General features: G+C 65.2%; 16 protein-coding genes. 14 read left to right on the top strand and 2 right to left on the bottom strand.

The window, feature by feature from the left end:
- The first annotated feature begins 109 nt into the window (after positions 1-109).
- From ACOQOU_RS07035 to ACOQOU_RS07080, 10 genes are all read left to right on the top strand, one after another.
- On the top strand, positions 110-550 hold the full coding sequence (locus ACOQOU_RS07035; protein WP_109765282.1) for an Lrp/AsnC family transcriptional regulator: 441 nt from the start codon (positions 110-112) through the stop codon (positions 548-550).
- An 89-nt stretch (positions 551-639) separates the two neighbouring features.
- Positions 640-1728 (top strand): GntR family transcriptional regulator, encoded by a 1089-nt coding sequence (locus tag ACOQOU_RS07040; protein WP_109765284.1) that lies wholly within the window; start codon positions 640-642, stop codon positions 1726-1728.
- Positions 1729-1837: 109 nt separating this feature from the next.
- Complete coding sequence (locus ACOQOU_RS07045; protein ID WP_158585214.1) at positions 1838-3064, top strand: Gfo/Idh/MocA family protein; 1227 nt, start codon at positions 1838-1840, stop codon at positions 3062-3064.
- A complete protein-coding gene (locus ACOQOU_RS07050) occupies positions 3061-4629 on the top strand; it encodes a hypothetical protein (protein ID WP_306024979.1) in 1569 nt (522 codons plus the stop codon). Before ACOQOU_RS07045 ends, ACOQOU_RS07050 begins: the two co-directional genes overlap by 4 nt.
- Positions 4630-4678: 49 nt before the next feature.
- Positions 4679-5944 carry an ABC transporter substrate-binding protein gene (locus tag ACOQOU_RS07055; RefSeq protein WP_306024978.1) on the top strand — a complete coding sequence of 422 codons (1266 nt, stop codon included), beginning with the start codon at positions 4679-4681 and terminating at the stop codon, positions 5942-5944.
- A 60-nt stretch (positions 5945-6004) separates the two neighbouring features.
- Positions 6005-6985, top strand: a complete 981-nt coding sequence (locus ACOQOU_RS07060) for a carbohydrate ABC transporter permease (protein WP_109765290.1) — start codon at positions 6005-6007, stop codon at positions 6983-6985.
- Positions 6982-7815: a carbohydrate ABC transporter permease gene (locus ACOQOU_RS07065; protein WP_306024977.1), complete on the top strand. Its 834-nt coding sequence runs from the start codon at positions 6982-6984 to the stop codon at positions 7813-7815. The genes ACOQOU_RS07060 and ACOQOU_RS07065 overlap by 4 nt, the downstream gene beginning before the upstream one ends.
- A 4-nt stretch (positions 7816-7819) precedes the next feature.
- On the top strand, positions 7820-8839 hold the full coding sequence (locus tag ACOQOU_RS07070) for an ABC transporter ATP-binding protein (protein ID WP_109765294.1): 1020 nt from the start codon (positions 7820-7822) through the stop codon (positions 8837-8839).
- 1 nt (position 8840) lies between these two features.
- The gene (locus ACOQOU_RS07075) at positions 8841-9776 is read left to right on the top strand and encodes a carbohydrate kinase family protein (RefSeq protein WP_306024976.1); all 936 of its coding nucleotides are present in this window, start codon (positions 8841-8843) and stop codon (positions 9774-9776) included.
- Positions 9773-11176: a sulfatase gene (locus ACOQOU_RS07080; protein ID WP_306024975.1), complete on the top strand. Its 1404-nt coding sequence runs from the start codon at positions 9773-9775 to the stop codon at positions 11174-11176. Before ACOQOU_RS07075 ends, ACOQOU_RS07080 begins: the two co-directional genes overlap by 4 nt.
- Positions 11177-11218: 42 nt before the next feature.
- On the opposite strand, the gene ACOQOU_RS07085 is transcribed toward ACOQOU_RS07080, so the two are convergent.
- A complete protein-coding gene (locus ACOQOU_RS07085) occupies positions 11219-12691 on the bottom strand; it encodes a mannitol dehydrogenase family protein (RefSeq protein WP_306024974.1) in 1473 nt (490 codons plus the stop codon).
- Positions 12663-14084 (bottom strand): glucuronate isomerase, encoded by a 1422-nt coding sequence (gene uxaC, locus ACOQOU_RS07090; protein ID WP_306024973.1) that lies wholly within the window; start codon positions 14082-14084, stop codon positions 12663-12665. The genes ACOQOU_RS07085 and uxaC overlap by 29 nt, the downstream gene beginning before the upstream one ends.
- Positions 14085-14314: 230 nt before the next feature.
- On the opposite strand from uxaC, the gene ACOQOU_RS07095 reads away from it, so the two are divergent.
- The 4 genes from ACOQOU_RS07095 to ACOQOU_RS07110 are packed head-to-tail and all read left to right on the top strand — an operon-like array spanning position 14315 to position 18402.
- Positions 14315-15076 carry an ABC transporter ATP-binding protein gene (locus ACOQOU_RS07095; RefSeq protein ID WP_306024972.1) on the top strand — a complete coding sequence of 254 codons (762 nt, stop codon included), beginning with the start codon at positions 14315-14317 and terminating at the stop codon, positions 15074-15076.
- 11 nt (positions 15077-15087) lie between these two features.
- Positions 15088-16092: a branched-chain amino acid ABC transporter permease gene (locus ACOQOU_RS07100; RefSeq protein ID WP_109765307.1), complete on the top strand. Its 1005-nt coding sequence runs from the start codon at positions 15088-15090 to the stop codon at positions 16090-16092.
- Positions 16089-17162 carry a branched-chain amino acid ABC transporter permease gene (locus ACOQOU_RS07105; protein ID WP_306024970.1) on the top strand — a complete coding sequence of 358 codons (1074 nt, stop codon included), beginning with the start codon at positions 16089-16091 and terminating at the stop codon, positions 17160-17162. Before ACOQOU_RS07100 ends, ACOQOU_RS07105 begins: the two co-directional genes overlap by 4 nt.
- Before the next feature lie 31 nt (positions 17163-17193).
- Positions 17194-18402, top strand: a complete 1209-nt coding sequence (locus ACOQOU_RS07110; protein WP_306024969.1) for an ABC transporter substrate-binding protein — start codon at positions 17194-17196, stop codon at positions 18400-18402.
- Positions 18403-18441: the final 39 nt, after the last annotated feature.

The raw sequence follows: 18441 nt of genomic DNA on the forward strand, positions 1-18441 counted from the left end.
GCCCAACCGACCACGGTGAAATGCGCAGTCACAAGCCAAAATAGTGACCAAACTTGCATTCCGATTATCTGTTGTGATCAATGGAAACGACCAGTTTGGGCGACAAACCATGGATGAAACCGATTATCGGCTGTTGTCGGTTCTGCGCGGCGAGGGACGCGCGTCCATTTCGCAGCTCGCCGCGCAGCTTGGGATCACCCGCGCGACGGTGCGCGCGCGCCTGTCCCGCCTTGAGGCGAGCGGCGAGATATTGGGATACTCGGTCGTGCTGCGCGGCGATGTCGAGGAACGCGGCGTGCGCGGCGTGACGATGATCGAGATCGAGGGCAAGGGGAAGGACCGCATCGTCGAAACGCTCGGCGGATTTCCCGAGATTCATGCCGTCCACACGACCAATGGCCGCTGGGATCTCGTCGTCGAATTGGCCGCCGACACGCTGTCGGATGTCGATGCGGTGCTCAACCGCATCCGGCTGGTCGACGGCATCGCCAATTCGCAGACCAGCCTCTACCTGTCGACCCGCCGCGCCAGGCGCGCCGCGCCCCGCTGAGGCGGCGCAACGGCCATGGACGCCGCTTGGCCGCGATGCGATGATAACGCCTTCGCCCCAGAAAGCCGGCAACCCGCACAAGCACACCGATGCGCCAGAGCACCATCGACAAGATAGACCGCATAAGACAGACGCTGACCCGGCGGATCGAAGCGGCCGAACCAGGCGAAAAACTGCCGACGGTCAAGACGCTGATGCGCACCCACCGTACGGCGCAACGCACCGTCGAACAGGCGCTCAGGCCGCTTCTCGACGAAGGCCGCCTGCGCGCCCAGCCCGGCCTGGGCCTGATTGTCGCCGATCCCGACACGGGCGAGGCCGAACAGTGGGAGGGCGACCTTCTCGTTCTCTACCGGATTTCCGACAGCCGGCTTGCCCGGTCGGTGCTGCAGGAGATGGAACAGCGGCTCAAGGCGCGCGGGCACTCGGTGCTGCAGATCGGCTATTCGAGCGAGGAGCAGGCGGTCGCATTGCTCGGGCGTCTGGGGCGCTTCAAGGCTTGCCTCATCCAGATCCATTTCGAGGTCATGTCGATCGAGCTTCTGGCCGAATTGCAGCGCCATGCGCGCGCCATCATCGTCGACGGCGTGTCGGCGACCGGCATCGATGCCGACGCCATCGGCACCAACTGGCGCGAGGCGCTGTCGATCGCCTTCCGCACGCTTCAGGACAAGGGTCATGAGCGGATCGGCTTTCTCACCTCCGGTCATGAGGCCCGCCAGATCGCGATGGCGCGGCGCGAATTCGAGCTTCTGTGCCGCTGGCTGCCGGACCCCGATGCCGGCCGGTTGATCGCCATGGACAAACTTCCCGGCGCCACCCAGATCGGTGACATCACCGCGGCCCTCGGCCCGCTGCGCGACGAGAACGGCAAGCTGCCCTTCACCGCGCTGATCGCCTGGGGGATCGTCGAGGGCTTCATGCTGGAGCGCGCGCTGACCGATCTGGGCCAGACGATCGGCGACGAACTCAGCGTACTCTTGCTCGGCAGCACCGATTTTCCGTCCGAGCATGTGCGCCGCTTCGACGTGATCGGCAATTCGCACCGTGAAAAGCTCGACCTGTTCGAAAGGATCATCACCGAACGGATCGCCATGTCCGGCTCGGCGCCGACCGTGCACTATCTGCCGATCGGCCACATCGTCCATGGCAGTGTCGTGCCGCCGGACGCCGATTGAGTATAGGGCACATTGTAGCCATTCCTGTACTCAAATAACGTGCCGCCATTCAGACCAATTGCGGACGCGCGGCGTGCTTCACACCCCACAACAGCAACATCAGATCGGCGTGACGATCATCGGGGCGGGCGAACGCGGCGCCTATTACATCGGCGCGCGCATGGCCGAAATCGCCGCCGAGACCGGTTTCAGGATCGTCTCGGTGCATGATGCGCTGCCCGACCGTGCGCGCCACGCCGCCGACCACCTGACCGCGATCTATGCCGACAAGGGCATCGCCCACACCGTCATGCCCGAAGACGGGATGGAAGCGGCCATCACCGATCCATCGGTCGGTCTCGTCCTCGTCACCACCCACACCGACGCTCATCGCGAGCCGGTCGAGATCGCCGCCAGAGCCGGCAAACGGATCTATCTGGACAAGCCGATTTCGGTCACGCTCGCCGACGCCGAGGCGATCCTGCGTGCCGAGGCGGCTTCGAGCCCGGTCATGATGGGGTTCACCCGCCGCTACGAGAAGCCCTGGATCGAGGCCGTCGATCTGGCCCACAAGGGCCGCATCGGCGATCCGCAGATGATCCTGCTGCGCTCGGTCATCCCCTACACGCGCTATCTTCAGCTCTGGCACCGCAACCAGTCCAAGTCCGGCGGGGCGATCAACGACAAGTGCTCGCACCATTTCGACGTGCTCAACTGGATCGCCGGCGCCCGCCCGGTCTCGGTGTCGGCCATCGGCGGGCGCAGCGGCATCTTCGCGCCCGACCCCGACGCGCCGCCGCGGTGCAGCCAGTGCGAGCGTGTCTGCCCCTATCGCCGGCACCAGACGCTGGTCGACAAGTTCGAGGGTGTCGGCCGCGTCGCCAATGACAGCTGGACCCATGCGCACCGCATCGAGGACCGCAACGACAATTGCGTCTTCCTGCCCGGCGCCGACATTGACGACCACGCGATCATCTCGGTCGCCTATGAGAACGGCATGACGGCCTGCCTGTTCTTCACCATTTTCGGCCCGTGGGCGGCCGATCAGGAAACGCTGGAGATCGTCGGCGCGTCGGGCCGGCTGCGCATGGAACGCCATTCGGGCAGCATCGACATCGTCTCCGCCCACGGCCACAAGGCCGAGACGGTGACCTTCACCGATCCGGAACGCCAGTCCACCCATTTCGGCGCCGACCTCGAACTGGTGCGCACCATGCGCGCCTTCTGCGCCGGCGCCACGCCGCCGGTCGGTCCCGGCGACGGGCTTTCCTCGCTGCGCATGGTCCATGCGGCCCTGTGGTCCTTGCGCAATGGCGGCCAGCCGATCGATCCCGCCAGGGTGGAGGACGCGCCATGACAGCGCCCTTGCCCGACCGGCTCGCGCCCCTTGCCGCCGCGCGCGGTGTGCGCGCCTATTTCGGCGACATCCACAATCACTGCGCCTTGTCCTACGGCCATGGCAGCCTCGACGGCGCGCTCGACCGCGCGGCCCTCCAGCTCGATTTTGTCTCGATCACCGGCCATGCCCATTGGCCCGACATGCCGGTCGACGACCCTGCCGTCGCCCACATTGTCGACTTCCACGAAAAGGGTTTCGCCAAGCTGCGTGCCGGCTGGAAGGACCATTTCGAGACGCTCTCCCGCCACAATGACGAGAACGGCTTCTGGGTCTTTCCCGGATATGAAATCCACTCATGTGCCGATGGCGACTACACGATCGTCTATGCCGATCTCGAGCCGGACCCGATCGTGCTGGCCGACACGCCGGCAGAGCTGAGGACAAGGCTTGCCGCCGACAAGGGTGGCCGGGCGCTGGCTTTCCCGCACCATATCGGTTACCGGCAGGGCGCACGCGGCATCAATTGGGACACGTTCGATCCTGCCCTGTCGCCCTTTGTCGAGATGTTTTCGATGCATGGCTGCGCCGAGGCATCGGAAACCTCGCGCGGCTATCTGCATTCCATGGGTCCCGTCGACGGTCGCTCGACCATGGCCGAGGGGCTGCGGCGCGGCGCCCGGTTCGGCATTGTCGGCAACACCGACCATCACAGCGGCTTTCCCGGCTCGTGGGGCCATGGCCGGATGGCGGCCTATGGCGCGATCGACGGCGGCGGGCGCGAGGCGATCTGGGCGGCCATGCGCGGCCGGCACACCAACGCGCTGACCGGCGACACGACCCATCTCCTCATCGCAGCGGGCGACGCGATCCAGGGTGACGTTGCCGCGCCGGCGCCGCGCGCCACACTGCAGATAGAGGCCGTTGCCGGCGGGTTCATCGACACGATCGACATCGTCCGCAATGGCGAGCTCTTCACGCGCATCTCGCCCGATCTGGCACCGGCGCCGATCAGCCGTTCGGCCGCCGGCACCGTCGAGACCGTTCTTTATGTCGAACTGGGCTGGGGCGCACGGCGCACCAGCCACCACTGGACCGGCACCGTCCGGCTCGAAAACGGCGCCATCGATGCCGTCGAACCGCGCTTTCGCGGCCCCGAAGTGGTCTCGCCGCTGGAGGGCGGCGACAATGCCCATCCGCTGCCGTATCTGGGCCGGGACGGCGAAACGGTGCGCTTTGCCGTGACCGCCGAAGCCAACCCCAACAATGTCACCTCGGCGACGCAGGGCTTCGCGCTGCGCCTGACCGCCCGCGCCGATGCCGTCATCCATGCCGAACTGGACGAAACGTCGATCTCCGTTCCGCTGACGCGCCTGATGGAAGGCGCCTTGAGCGGCAATCTGGGGCCGATCGATTCGCCCGCCTTCCGCTTTCACATGCTGCCGCAGCCGCACCAGTGGCAATGGGCCGGCACCCTCGATCTGGGCGCGGCCGAGCCCGGCGAAACCGTCTATGCGCGCCTTTGTCAGCGCGATGGCCAGATGGCCTGGACTTCACCGATCTTTTTTGGAGACGCAGCTCAATGAACCGTCTCCGCAAACCGCCGACCGTTTCACCAACCAGGGAGGAATTCCGATGAAACGACATCTTCAATTCATGACCGCGCTGGCCGGCGCCACGCTTCTTGCGGGCACCGCCATCGCGGCCGAACTCAACATCGTGCATGGCTCGGTGGGCCGCGACCAGGAGATCCTGCGCGCCCAGCTCGACAAGTTCGAGGCCGAGACCGGTCACACCGTGACCATCGTCTCCATGCCCGAATCGACCACCGACCAGTTCGCCCAGTACAAATTGTGGCTGGCGGCCCAGTCGTCCGACATCGACGTCTACCGGCTCGACGTGATCTGGGCACCGCAGATCGAGACCCACTTCATCGACCTGATGCCGCATGTCGAAGACATTATCGGCGACTTCGTGCCCGGTGCCGTCGAAAGCCAGATGGTCGGCGACAAGCTGGTGGCGCTTCCCATGTTCCTGGGCGCGCCGGCGCTCTACTACCGCTCGGACCTTCTGGAAAAGCACGGCAAGGCGGTGCCGGAGACTTGGCAGGAGATGACCGAGACCGCCCGCGCGATCATGGAAGCCGAGCGGGCCGAGGGCAATGCCGACATGTGGGGCTTTGTCTTCCAGGGTGCCGCCTATGAGGGTCTGACCTGCAATGCGCAGGAATGGATCGTCAGCTTCGGCGGCGGACGCATCGTCGAAAACGACGGCACCATCGGCATCAACAATCCGCAGGCCGCCGAGGCGCTGACCATGGCCGCATCCTGGGTCGGCGACATCGCGCCCGATGGCGTGCTCAACTACAAGGAAGAGGATGCGCGCGGCGTGTTCCAGTCGGGCAATGCGGTCTTCATGCGCAACTGGAACTATGCCTATGCGCTGGGCAATGGCGACGACAGCCCGATCAAGGGCAATTTCGGCGTCCGCACCCTGCCGACGGGCGGCGAAGGCAAGCCGTCGGCGCACACGCTTGGCGGCTGGCATCTGGGTGTGTCGAAATACTCCGAAAACCAGGAGGAAGCGATCGAACTCGTCCGGTTCCTGAACAATTATGAGAACCAGAAAGAGCGCGCCATCGTCACCTCGCGCCCGCCGACCCTGACCGCCGTCTATGAAGACGCCGAGGTCGCCGCCGAGCAGGAATTCATCCCGCTTTGGAAGCCGGTCGTGGACGGTGCACTGCCGCGCCCGTCGGCCGCCACCAAGCGCCAGTACAATGAGGTCTCCTCTGAGTTCTGGACCGCCGTGCACGACACGATGAGCGGCAACGGCACCGCCGAAGAGAACCTGGCCAAGCTCGAAGCGCGCCTCAAGCGCTTGAAGGGCGCCGGCTGGTAGGCTTTCCTCCCCGCGCGCGGGCCGTTCGCGGCCCGTGCGCAAACCCTCTCGGAACCGACCATGAGTGCTGCACCGGACATCTCCCCGGCCACCGCAAGGGCCAGCGCCAGGACCTCGCGCTTGTCGCGCGAGCGCATCCGGTCGGCATGGCTTTTCCTGGCGCCGATGCTGATCGTCCTCGCCGGCGTCGCGCTCTATCCGCTTTACCGGACGATCTGGTTTTCCTTCACCGACGCCTCGCTCGACCTTCTGGGCGAAGCGCGCTTCATCGGCTGGCGCAACTATCTTGAATATGTCGATTACGGAAACGGCGACGGCGAATGGTTCGGCCTGCTCGCCGATTCGCGCTGGTGGCGCTCGGTCTGGAACACGGTCTGGTTCGCGATCGTCTCGGTGTCGCTGGAGACCCTGTTCGGCCTCGTCATCGCGCTCGTCCTGCACAAGAAGTTTCCCGGCCGCGTCTGGGTGCAGGCCGCCGTCCTGATCCCCTGGGCGATCCCGACGATCGTCTCGGCCCGCATGTGGGCCTGGATGCTGCATGACCAGTTCGGCATCGTGAACGACATGCTGCAGCGCATCGGCCTGATCGATGCGCCCGTCGCCTGGACCGCGTCGCCCGAGACCGCGATGATCGCCGTCATCATGGTCGATGTGTGGAAGACGACGCCCTTCATGGCGCTTCTGATCCTCGCCGGCCTGCAAATGGTGCCCAGGGACATGTATGAGGCGGCCAGGCTCGACGGCGTGCCGCCGTTCCGCCTGTTCCGCAGGGTGACGCTGCCGCTGATCATGCCGGCGCTTCTGGTCGCCATCGTCTTCCGCGCGCTCGATGCGCTGCGGGTCTTCGACATCGTCTATGTGATGACGCCCAACACGGACGCCACGCGCACCATGAGCGTCTACGCCCGCGAGAACCTGTTCGACTTCGACCGCTTCGCCTACGGCTCGGCCGCATCGACCCTTCTGTTCTTCATCATCGCGCTGATCACCATCGGCTTCATCTACGCGACCCGCATGAACCTTGAGGGAGACGAGCGATGACCGCGCCGGCCTGGCTCAAGACGACAGGCTTCTACACCCTGGTCGCGATCATCGTCATTCAGGCGCTGTTCCCGTTCTACTATGCGGTCCTGACGTCGCTGGAAGACGGCCAGGCGCTGTTCGATGTCAACTATCTGCCGGCCGTGTTCGACCTGTCCAACTACCGCTCCATGCTGTCGGACGGGGTTTTCGGAAAGCAGATCCTCAACTCGGTTTTCGTGGCGACGGTAACGGTCATCATTTCGCTGTTTCTCGCGATCACCGCCTCGTTCGCCCTCGCCCGCATCCGCTTTCGCGGGCGCGGCCTTCTGCTGCTCACCATCCTGTCGGTGTCCATGTTCCCGCAGATCGCGGTCCTGTCCGGGCTGTTCGAACTTGTCCGCGCCTTTGGCCTGTTCAACTCGCTCTGGTCGCTGGTCTTTTCGTACATGATCTTCACCCTGCCCTTCACGGTCTGGGTGCTGACCACCTTCATGCGCGCATTGCCGGTCGAGATCGAGGAGGCAGCGATCATGGACGGCGCCTCCTCCTTCACCATCATCAGGCGCATCTTCGTGCCGCTTCTGTGGCCCGCCATGGTGACGACCGGCCTTCTCGCCTTCATCCAGGCCTGGAACGAGTTCCTGTTCGCGCTCACCTTCCTGTCCACCGATGCCCAGCGCACGGTGCCCGTCGCCATCGCGCTGATTTCCGGGCGCAGCGAATTCGAAGTGCCCTGGGGCAACATCATGGCCGCCTCGGTCGTGGTCACGCTGCCGCTGGTGGTGCTCGTTCTCATTTTCCAACGCAGGATCGTCTCCGGCCTGACCGCCGGCGCGGTCAAGGGGTAACCACATGGCCTCGGTCGAACTGAAAAACGTCTGCAAGTCGTTCGGCACCGTCGAGGTGCTGCGCGACGTCAATCTGGCGCTCGAGGGCGGCGAGTTCGTCGTTTTCGTCGGCCCGTCGGGCTGCGGAAAGTCCACCCTTCTGCGCCTGATCGCCGGGCTCGAGGACATCTCCGACGGCGACCTGATGATCGATGGCCAGCGCATGAACGATGTGCTGCCGGCCAAGCGCGGCATCTCGATGGTGTTCCAGTCCTACGCGCTCTATCCGCACATGACCGTGTTCGAGAACATGGCCTTCGGGCTTGAACAGGCCAAGCTGTCGTCCGACGAGATCAAGGCCCGGATCGCCCAGGCCGCCGACATGCTGCAGATCAGCGACTACATGGAGCGCAAGCCGCGGCAACTGTCCGGCGGCCAGCGCCAGCGCGTCGCCATCGGCCGGGCCATCACCCGGCAGCCGCGCGTCTTCCTGTTCGACGAGCCGCTTTCCAATCTCGACGCGGCGCTTCGCGTCGATACGCGCCTTGAGATTGCCGCCCTGCACAAGCGGCTTGCGGACACGACCATGATCTATGTCACCCACGACCAGGTCGAGGCGATGACACTGGCCGACCGGATCGTCGTCCTCAACGCGGGCAATGTCGAGCAGGTCGGTACCCCGCTCGAACTTTATGCCAGGCCCGCCTCGCAGTTCGTCGCCGGCTTCATCGGCTCGCCGCGCATGAACTTCATCGTTGGCGAGGTCGCTGCCGGCCATGGCGCCGCCACCTTCGGCATCCGGCCCGAACATGTCGACCTGTCGCGCGACAAGGGCCTGTGGAAGGGCACCGTCCGGCTGACCGAAGCGCTCGGCTCGGACACATTCGCCCATGTCGACACCGAGACGGCCGGCATGGTCAATGTGCGCCTCGCCGGCGCCGAACCGATTGGCGAAGGCGAGATGGTGTTCCTGACCCCGCAACCGGACGCCATTCACCTGTTCGATGCATCGGGCCGTCCGGTGCATGGTGCCAGGGCAGCCTGACATGGCGGCCCGACCGATCCTTGTCGTCGGCAACGCCAATCTGGACGTGATCATTGGCCATCTTGACCAGTGGCCCGAGCGGGGAACCGAATCCTTCTTCGCGCATGGCGACCTGCGCGTCGGCGGTTCTGCGGCCAACACCGCGCTCGTGCTGCAGCGGCTGGGCGCCAGATCCGGCCTTGTTTCGGCGCGCGGCGACGATTTTGCCGGCGAAGCCATCGGACGCGCCTTCGACGGACCGCTCGACCGCGTGGCCATGCGCGCCGGCGCCACCGGCTTCACAATCGGCCTTCTGCACCCCGACAGCGAGCGCACGTTCCTGTCCTCGCTCGGACATCTGGGTGATCTCGACGCCGATTTCTTCTGCACCGAACTGGACGGCCTGCCGCTGGACGGTACGCTCGTCATGCTCAGCGGCGGATTTGCGATGCCCGCGCTCATGAAAGGTCACCGTGCGCTGCAGGACTGGCTGCGCGCACGCGGCGCGGAGATTGCCATCGATCCGGGTTGGCCGGACGGCGACTGGACGCCGGATGAACGAACCCTGGCGCGCGACTGGATCGCCGGCTGCGACCACCTTCTGGTCAATGACAAGGAGGCCGCCGCGCTGGCCGGCACCGACGATGCCGAGAGCGCCACCGCGACGCTTGCGCCTTGGTTGGACGCCGAGGCGACGCTTGTCATCAAGCGAGGCGCCAAGGGCGCCACCGGCCACAGCAATGGCCGGACGCTTCACGCGAGCGCGGTCCCCGCGCAACCGGTCGATACGGTCGGCGCCGGCGACAGCTTCAATGCCGGCTATCTCGACGCGCTGGCACGTGGCATGCCCTTGCATGAGCGCCTCAAGCACGCCGTTGCCGTCGCCGGCGAAGTGATCGCCGAGTTCCCGCGCACATCGTCGCCGCTCGGCACCACTCCCGAAAGCGTCCCCGCATGAGCCGCAACATCCTGATGATGATCGCCGACGATCTGGGCCGCATGGCGGGCTGCTACGGCGAACCGACGATCGCGACGCCCAACATCGATCGGCTCGCCGGCCAGGGCACACGCTTTGACATGGCCTTCACGTCGACGGCATCCTGCTCTGCCAGCCGTTCGGTGATCTACACAGGCCTGCACACGCACCAGAACGGCCAATACGGCCTGCATCACGACCATCACCATTTCATGACCTTCCATCATGTCGAGACCGCGCCGGCCCTTCTGAATGCGCGCGGCTATCTGACCGGCATCGTCGGCAAGGTTCATGTCGGCCCGCCCGAGACCTATCCATGGGCGGTGCGCGAGGAGAGCGGCACGCGCGACATCGCCTGGGTCGTCGGACAGGCGCGCGCCTTTCTCGATGCCGCCCGCAACGCCGAAAAGCCCTTCTTCCTGACGGTCGGCTTCGTCGATCCGCATCGCGACATGACGCGCTCGGGTTTCGGCAACAGCAATTTCGAAGACGACCCCAATGAGCGCGTCTTTTCACCCGCCGAGGTCTCGGTGCCGCCCTTCCTCAGCGACCTGCCGGAAGTGCGGCTCGAACTGGCCGAATACTACCGTTCGGTCCACCGGCTCGACCGGGGCGTCGGGCTTCTTCTCGATGCGCTCGAAGAGGCCGGCCATGCGGACGACACGCTGGTGGTCTTTCTCAGCGACAATGGCGCGCCGTTCCTCAATTCCAAGACGACGCTCTACGATGCCGGCGTCCATCTGCCGCTGATCATGCGAAAGCCCGGCGCGCGCGCCGGCCTGAGCAATCCGAACCTCGTCTCCTTTGTCGACATCCTGCCGACCCTGCTCGACTGGGCCGGCGCCGCGCAGGCCAGCGACACGAGATCGGGGCGCTCGCTGCTGCCGATCCTCGAAGACGAGACGCTGCACGATGACTGGCAGATCGTCTTCGGCTCGCACACCTTCCACGAGATCACCAATTACTGGCCGACCCGCTTCGCCCGCACGCCGCGCTACAAATACCATCGCAATGTCGCATGGCAGCTCGACTTTCCGTTCTCCGGCGATCTCTACGGCTCGCTCTCCTGGGAGGGCATGCGCAATGCCGACCCGGCCATGATCGGCAAGCGCACCGTCAGGGACTATGTTCGCCGCCCGCCCGAAGAGTTGTACGACCTCGATGCCGATCCGTTCGAGGTGGACAATCTGGCCGGCCATCCCGACCATCGGGAAACGCTCGAACGGCTGCGCGCGGCGACCGAGGACTGGCAACGCGCCACCGACGATCCCTGGCTTTATCGCGACGGGGTGTCGGTGCGGGCCGTGCGCCATCATCTCGACGCCGGGCTCCAACTGCCCGACCGTTTCGATTTCGATTGCGACGATCCGGGCAGCCGCTGACCGGCAAGCCAAATTTTCGATCAGCGTTTGACGCTCGCACGGTCATTGCGGCAGGACCGCGCGCGGACCTTCGTCGGCCATGGTCTGGACAAGCGACCGCATCCGGCTTGTGAACCAGTCGGCATCCGACAGCGTGCCGAAGACCTCACGCAGATCGAGCACCGCATTGGCATGGCGTACCGGATCGGCATGACGGGCGGCGAGCGCCGAAAACCGGCCGGCCATCGGATCGTCGACCGGACCTTGCCGAAGAAAGGCGATCCAGGCCGCCACGCCGCTTGCCAGGCCATCCCACGGCTTGCCCGCGGCATGTGCGTCGGCGATCGTGCCGAGCAGCCGCTGCGGGATCTTCTGGCTGCCGTCCATGGCGATCTGCGCGGTCCTGTGCTTCAGCGCCGGGTTGCGGAACCGGGTCCGCAGCGCGGTCCCGTAGCGCGCAAGGTCGGAGGCCGGAAGATCGAGCGTCGCGGCAGCCTCGCCCATCACCTGCGCGATGAGCCGCGCAAGCGCGTCATCCGCCATGGCATCGGCCACCGTCTCGTGCCCGAGAAGCTGGCTGAAATAGGCCAGCGTCGAATGGGCGCCATTGAGCATGCGCAGCTTCATGCGCTCGAAGGGTTCCACATCGGTCACCAGTTCGGCGCCGGCCGCGGCGAGATCGGGCCGGCCTGCTGGAAAAATGTCCTCGATGACCCATTGCGTGAAGGGCTCGGTGACGACCGGCCAGGCATCTTCGAGACCGATCAAGGCCTCGACCTCAGCCCGGTCCGCATCGCTCGTCGCCGGCACGATCCGGTCGACCATGCTGGACGGAAAGGCGACATGGCCGGCGATCCATTCACAAAGAGCGTTGTCGGCAAGCGCGGCGTACTGGCCGACGATCCGGCCCAGCGTTTTGCCGTTGGACGGAAGGTTGTCGCAGGACAGAACGGTGAAAGGGGCGACACCGGCCCGTCGCCGCCGGCGCAGCGCTTCGACCAGAAGCCCCGGCACCGTTGCCGGTCGACCGGGGCGGGCCAGATCGGCCTTGATGCCGGCATTTTCCGGATCAAGATCGCCGGTCGCCGGATCGCGGCAATAGCCCTTCTCCGTCACCGTCAGGCTGACGATCCGCGTCGCCGGATCGGTCAACGCGGCCAGCACCGGCTCGACACCCTCGGTCGCGACCAGCACATCGAGGATCGACCCGACGATGCGGGCTTCGGTGGACGCGCCGTCCTTGACTGCCAGCGTGTAGAGACCATCCTGCGGCGCTAGTGCATCGCGCATGTCGGGCCGGCGCATCGATACGCCGCGAATGCCCCACGTTCCGTCCGACGCCAGGCAATCGTCGATAAAAACGGCCTGATGAGCGCGATGGAAATTGCCGACGCCCAGATGCACGATGCCGGGCGTAACCCTTGCGCGGTCATAGCCGGGCCGGCGCGCGGCGGCTCGATCGAGGGTTTCGTTGGTCAGGCGGATCGGTTCATTCCTCGACGGTCGTTCAGTCCGGGCGGTCGAACTTGTAGGCATTGCGCGGCAGGTCCACCGTCAGTTCGCGTGCCAGCTCGAACGCCTCGTCCTCGCGCAGGCGGTGATCGCACACGAGCCGCGCAAGGAACGCACAATCGACCCGCCGGGCGATGTCGTGGCGCGCCGGGATCGAAGGGAAGGCGCGTGTGTCGTCATTGAAGCCGACCGTGTTGTAGAAGCCCGCCGTCTCCGTCGTCATCTCGCGAAAGCGCCGCATGCCCTCCGGGCTGTCATGGAACCACCAGGCCGGTCCCAGCTTCAGCGATGGGTAGACGCCGGCGAGCGGCGCCAGTTCGCGCGCATAGCTGGTCTCGTCCAGCGTGAAGACGATCACCGACAGGCCGGGCTCCATGCCCACCGCGTCGAGCATCGGCCGCAGCGCGTGGACGTAGTCGATGGCGGCCGGAATGTCGAAACCCTTGTCGCGGCCGTAGGTCTCGAACACGCCGCCATGATGGTTGCGCACCGAGCCGGGGTGGATCTGCATCACCATCCCGTCCTCGACGCTCATCTTCGCCATCTCGGTCAGCATCTGCGCACGAAACAGGTCGGCATCGCCCTCGCCCGCCCGTCCCGACCGGATACGGTCGAACAATGCTTGTGCGTCGGCACCCGACAGGTTGGCGGTCCGAGCCGATTGGAGCCCGTGGTCGGTGGCCGTCGCGCCATGGTCGCGGAAAAAGGCGCGGCGGACACGATGGGCATCCAGATAACCCTGCCAGCGTCCTGTATCGCAGCCCGTCATCTCGCCGAACGCATCGAGCGCGCCGGAAAAGCCTTCATGGTCGGGATCGATCACCGCATCGGGCCGGTAGGTCGTCACCACACGGCCCTGCCAGTCGCTTTCTGCGATCGCCCGGTGATGATCGAGCGGATCGAGCGCGCCCTCGGTGGTGCTGATCACCTCGATGTTGAACCGCTCGAAAAGCGCGCGCGGCCGGAATTCGTCGCGCTTGAGGCAGGCGTCAATCTGCTCGTAGGCCTCAGTTGCGGTCGCGGCGCTCAGCGGCTCGGTCAGCCCGAACAGCTTCTCGAACGTATAGTCCAGCCACAGCCGCGTCGGCGTGCCGCGGAACAGATGCCAGTTCTCGGCGAAACGCTGCCAGATCGCGCGCGGATCGGTCTCGACCGGTGCACCGTCCATACGGGCAATACCGAGATCGTCAAGCCGCACGCCCTGGCTGACCAACATCCGGAATACGTAATGGTCGGGCACGACCAACAGGTGCGCCGGATCGGGAAACGGCTCGTTCAGCGCAAACCAGGCCGGGTCCGTATGGCCGTGCGGGCTGATGATCGGCAGATCGCAGACGGTGCGGTAGAGCGCGCGCGCCAGACCGGCCTGCCTGCCCTCGTCGCCCAACAGCAGATTGTCCGAACTCAAAGCGCCCAATGACACCACCCTTTGCCGGTTCCCTCACCGCCCCATGTCAAAAGCCTTCGGCCGGTGCGGTCAACCGAAACCACACGTCGGCAACCGTCGCCGTGCTTGAGTGGCATGTTGCAGCCCGGTGCGGGCCGTGCGAAGAAAGTCCAAGGCCCGATGGATCGACGCCGATGCCGGAGGATTGAAAGCGGCAGCGAGCGCGATGCGTCTTCGCCGCTTGGGGAGGAAAACGGCGCATGCTCGAAGTGCGCGACGTTCATTTGTCGTTCGGCGGAATCAAGGCGCTGCAAGGCGTCAGCTTCGCCGCAAAACCCGGCGAGATCACCGGCGTCATCGGCCCGAACGGCGCCGGCAAGACAAGCCTGTTCAACGCCATTTCCGGCTTTTACCAGCCCGATCGCGGCCAGGTCTTCTTTGGCGGCAACGATATCTCCCATCTGTCGCCAGACCGGCGCGCCGAGATGGGCATCGCGCGAACCTTCCAGAACATCGCGCTGTTCCGCGGCATGACGGTGCTCGACAACATCAAGCTGGGCGGCCACACGCGGCTGCGGACCGGGCTTTGGTCGGCACTGAGCTATTTCGGGCCGGCCCGGCGCGAGGAGCTCGAACTGCGCCGCGAGATCGAGGAGAAGGTCATCGACTTCCTCGAGATCGACCACATCCGCAAATACCCGATCACCATCCTGCCCTACGGCCTGCAAAAGCGCGTCGAGCTCGGCCGTGCGCTGGCCATGCAGCCCAGGGTGCTGCTGCTCGACGAGCCGGTTGCCGGCATGAACCGCGAGGAGACGGCCGACATGGCGCGCTTCATCCTCGACGTGCAGGAGCAGTTCGGCATCACCGTCCTTCTGGTCGAACATGACATGCACATGGTCATGGACATCTGTTCGCATATCGTGGTGCTGAACTTCGGCCAGCAGATCGCGTCCGGCACGCCGGCGGAAGTCTCCGGCGACCCCGGCGTCATCGAAGCCTATCTCGGCGCGGCAGCGTAGGGGGCCTGGCGATGGGAGAGTTCATACAGTTTACGCTGAACGGGCTGATGTCCGGCGCCATCTATGCGCTGATCGCCGTCGGCATCGTCTCGGTCTTCAAGGCGACCAAGGTGGTCAATTTCGCCCATGGCTACATCATCATGTTCGGCGCCTATTTCTATTTCACCTTCTCGGTGATCGTGCCGGGCGCGGCTTGGGCGCCCGACTGGCTGCAGAGCTGGGAGCCCGCATGGATGGTGGCCATGAAGGCCGATCTGCCCATGTTCTCGCCCATGGGCGCGGTGCTCGACTGGCTGTCCAACCTGCCGCGCATCATTTTGGGTCTCGCCGGCGCCGTCATCTGCAACGCGCTTCTGGGCCTTCTGATCGAGCGCACCCTGATGCGGCCGCTGATCGGCCAGTCGACCTTTGCGATGATCATGATCACAGTCGGGCTGATCTCGGTCCTGTCGGGCACCAAGGGGCTGATCTGGACGGCCGATGCCGAATTCGTGCCGCACATCGCGCCCAACACGCCGATCCGGCTGAACCTTTTCGACACGCCGATCTTCCTGTTCGGCGCCGATCTGGTCAACGTCGCCGTCGCGCTGCTGCTGTTCGGCGCCATTGTCGCCATGGTGCGTTACACAAAGAGCGGCGTTGCGATCCGCGCCACCGCCGAGGATCAGTCGACGGCCTATTCGATGGGCATCTCCGTGCCGCGCGTCTTTTCGCGGGCATGGGTGCTGGCGGCGACGACCGGCGCGATCGCCGGCGCGATCCTTGCGACCCGAAACGGCGTATCGCCCTCGCTGGGCCTGTTCGGCTTTTCGGTGCTGGCCATCGTCCTGATGGGCGGGCTCGACAGCTATGTCGGCGTTTTCATCGCGGCGTTGACGGTCGGCTTCCTGGAAGCCATGGCCCAGTGGCAATTCGGCGGCGAGTTCGCCGAGGTCGTGCCCTACATCGCTGTCCTGGTCGTCATCCTGATCCGGCCACACGGCCTGTTCGGCCAAAAGGAGGTCGAGCGCATATGATCACCGGCGACCTCAAGGCGACTTACGCGGCCGACGAGCGCGTTCTCAACAATGGCTACAAGCAGGCCTTCGTTCTGGCGATGGCGGCGCTGTGTGCGCTGATGCCCTTCATCGCCAACGACTACATCATCCTCGTCGCCTCGCAGATGGGCATCATGCTGATCGCCGTCGTCGGCGTGAACGTCGTCATCGGCTATACCGGCCTCCTGTCGCTCGGCCATGCCGCCTTCATGGCGATCGGCGCCTATTCGGTACCGATCCTCCACCGCCTGATGGACAATATCGGATTGCCGGACGGCATCATGCCGTTCATCGCAATCCCCGGCGCGATCGCCATCTCCGCGATCGTCGGCATCATTGTCGGCCTGCCGTCGCTGCGGGTCAAAGGCCTCTATCTGGCGGTCGCAACGCTCAGCGCCAACTTCATCATCATCTTCCTGATCGAGCTCGAGGCGCTGGCGCCATGGACCGGCGGCCTTGTCGGCCTCAACACGCCCGATCCCAACATTCTGGGATGGGTGTTCGACACGCAGCGCGAAATGTTCGCGCTGATCGCAGCCCTCGCCTTCGTCACCATTCTGGCCATCCAGAACCTCTTCCGCACACGGGTCGGCCGCGCCTTCATCGCCATTCGCGAACGCGACTATTCCGCCGAGATTCTGGGCATATCCCTGTTCCGCTACAAGCTGATGAGCTTTGCGATCTCGGCTGCCTGCTGCGGTCTGGCGGGAGCGCTGTTCGCCTATTTCTACGCCCGCATCCTGCCCGAACAGTTCGAACTGGCCCTGTCGCTTCAACTGGTCGCCGCCTTGATTGTCGGCGGCATGGGCCGCACCATGGGGCCGGTGTTCGGCGTGATGATCATTGTCATGGTGCCGGAAGTATTGAAGTTCACCTTCGGTATGGTCGCGGGAGGAGCGGCCGAAGTGGCGCAGTTGCGCGCGCCGGTTCAGGAGATCGTCTTCGGTCTTCTGATCATCTTTTTCTTGATGTTCGAACCTTTGGGCATCAACCAACTGGTCGACAGGGGCATTCGGGCCCTCAACCGCTGGCCGTTCGCCCGCGGCTGACCGATCAAACCGTCTCAGGGAGGAGACCGACATGAAACAGACCCGCCGTACCTTTATCGCCACCGGTGCCGCCGCGACCGCCGCGCTGGGCATGCCGACCATCCTGCGCGCGCAGCCGTCCGAATATGTCATCGGCGCCTCGCTGCCGCTGACCGGCCCGTTCGCCACCGCGGGCCAACTGGTCGCGCCGGCCTTCACCCTCGCCCAGAAGCTGATCAATGATGAGGGCGGCATCGGCGGCACGCCGATCCGCTTCGTCACCGAGGATTCGGGCTATATCCCGCAAAACGCGCTGGCCAACTATCAGCGCGCGCTCGCAACAGAAGGCGATGCGCTGGTCGCCTATTTCGGCGACTCGACCGGCTTCATGAAACTGGTCGCGCCCGAACTGACCGGCGACCAGGCCCGGCTGATGGGCTCGACCTCGTTTGCCTCCGAACTCGCCAACCCGGCCACCAACCCCTACCAGTACCTCGCCGGGCCGTCCTATCAGGACCAGTTCGACATCCTGTTGCAGAACATCAAGGATGCCGGTGGCTCGAACGTCGCCTTCATCTTCTCGAACACCGAGTTCGGCCGCGATCCGATCGAGCATGGCAAGATGCGCGCCGAGGAACTGGGCATCGAAGTGGTTCTGGAAGAATCGACCAAGCCGCAGGGCGCGGACATTCCGACCCATGTGACCAAGCTGGCCCAGTCGGGCGCCGAATATGCGATCCTTCAGGGCTATGTGACCGGCGTCTGGCCGCAACTGATCGGCGGCGCCCGCCAGTTCGGCCTGCCCACCCAGTTCATGGGAACCTTCTGGGGCATGGAAAAGCTGATCGCCGACCGCGTGACCGCCGAGGCCGGCCCGTTCCTCGATGGCTATCAGGGCGTCATGCCCTATCGCTATTTCTACGACCGCGAGGACGCGCCGCGTTACCAGCTGTTCGCCGAAGCCGCCAAGGAGATGTTCGCCGGCACGCCGCTCGAAAACTACATGTCGACCTGGACGCTGCAGACCATGTGCGCGCTCGAAATCGCCATAAAGGCGCTGCGCGACACGGTCGAAGGCGGCAAGGAACCGACGCCGGACAACCTCGCCGAGGCCCTGTCGGGGATCACCGATTGGGATACGGGCGGTTTCTTCGGCGGCCGCGTATCGATGGTCGACAACAAGATCGGCACCGGCCGGGTGTACCAGTATTCGACGGAGTCGGGCCTGTTCACGCCGACATCCGACTGGTTCACGGTCTGACCCTGACGCCCGGGCTTCGGTCCGGGCGCAAGCCGGCTG

Source organism: Oceaniradius stylonematis, from assembly GCF_965223445.1.
GTDB classification, from domain to species: Bacteria; Pseudomonadota; Alphaproteobacteria; order Rhizobiales; family Rhizobiaceae; genus Roseitalea; species Roseitalea stylonematis.

Bases quoted from the DNA above. Each gene is read 5' to 3' on its own strand.
- ACOQOU_RS07055 (WP_306024978.1), top strand. From the start codon at position 4,679: ATGAAACGACATCTTCAATTCATGACCGCGCTGGCCGGCGCCACGCTT.
- ACOQOU_RS07095 (WP_306024972.1), top strand. From the start codon at position 14,315: ATGCTCGAAGTGCGCGACGTTCATTTGTCGTTCGGCGGAATCAAGGCG.
- ACOQOU_RS07050 (WP_306024979.1), top strand. From the start codon at position 3,061: ATGACAGCGCCCTTGCCCGACCGGCTCGCGCCCCTTGCCGCCGCGCGC.
- ACOQOU_RS07105 (WP_306024970.1), top strand. From the start codon at position 16,089: ATGATCACCGGCGACCTCAAGGCGACTTACGCGGCCGACGAGCGCGTT.
- ACOQOU_RS07110 (WP_306024969.1), top strand. From the start codon at position 17,194: ATGAAACAGACCCGCCGTACCTTTATCGCCACCGGTGCCGCCGCGACC.
- ACOQOU_RS07060 (WP_109765290.1), top strand. From the start codon at position 6,005: ATGAGTGCTGCACCGGACATCTCCCCGGCCACCGCAAGGGCCAGCGCC.
- ACOQOU_RS07080 (WP_306024975.1), top strand. From the start codon at position 9,773: ATGAGCCGCAACATCCTGATGATGATCGCCGACGATCTGGGCCGCATG.
- ACOQOU_RS07065 (WP_306024977.1), top strand. From the start codon at position 6,982: ATGACCGCGCCGGCCTGGCTCAAGACGACAGGCTTCTACACCCTGGTC.
- ACOQOU_RS07100 (WP_109765307.1), top strand. From the start codon at position 15,088: ATGGGAGAGTTCATACAGTTTACGCTGAACGGGCTGATGTCCGGCGCC.
- ACOQOU_RS07085 (WP_306024974.1), bottom strand. From the start codon at position 12,691: ATGCCTACAAGTTCGACCGCCCGGACTGAACGACCGTCGAGGAATGAA.
- ACOQOU_RS07070 (WP_109765294.1), top strand. From the start codon at position 7,820: ATGGCCTCGGTCGAACTGAAAAACGTCTGCAAGTCGTTCGGCACCGTC.
- ACOQOU_RS07075 (WP_306024976.1), top strand. From the start codon at position 8,841: ATGGCGGCCCGACCGATCCTTGTCGTCGGCAACGCCAATCTGGACGTG.
- ACOQOU_RS07035 (WP_109765282.1), top strand. From the start codon at position 110: ATGGATGAAACCGATTATCGGCTGTTGTCGGTTCTGCGCGGCGAGGGA.
- ACOQOU_RS07040 (WP_109765284.1), top strand. From the start codon at position 640: ATGCGCCAGAGCACCATCGACAAGATAGACCGCATAAGACAGACGCTG.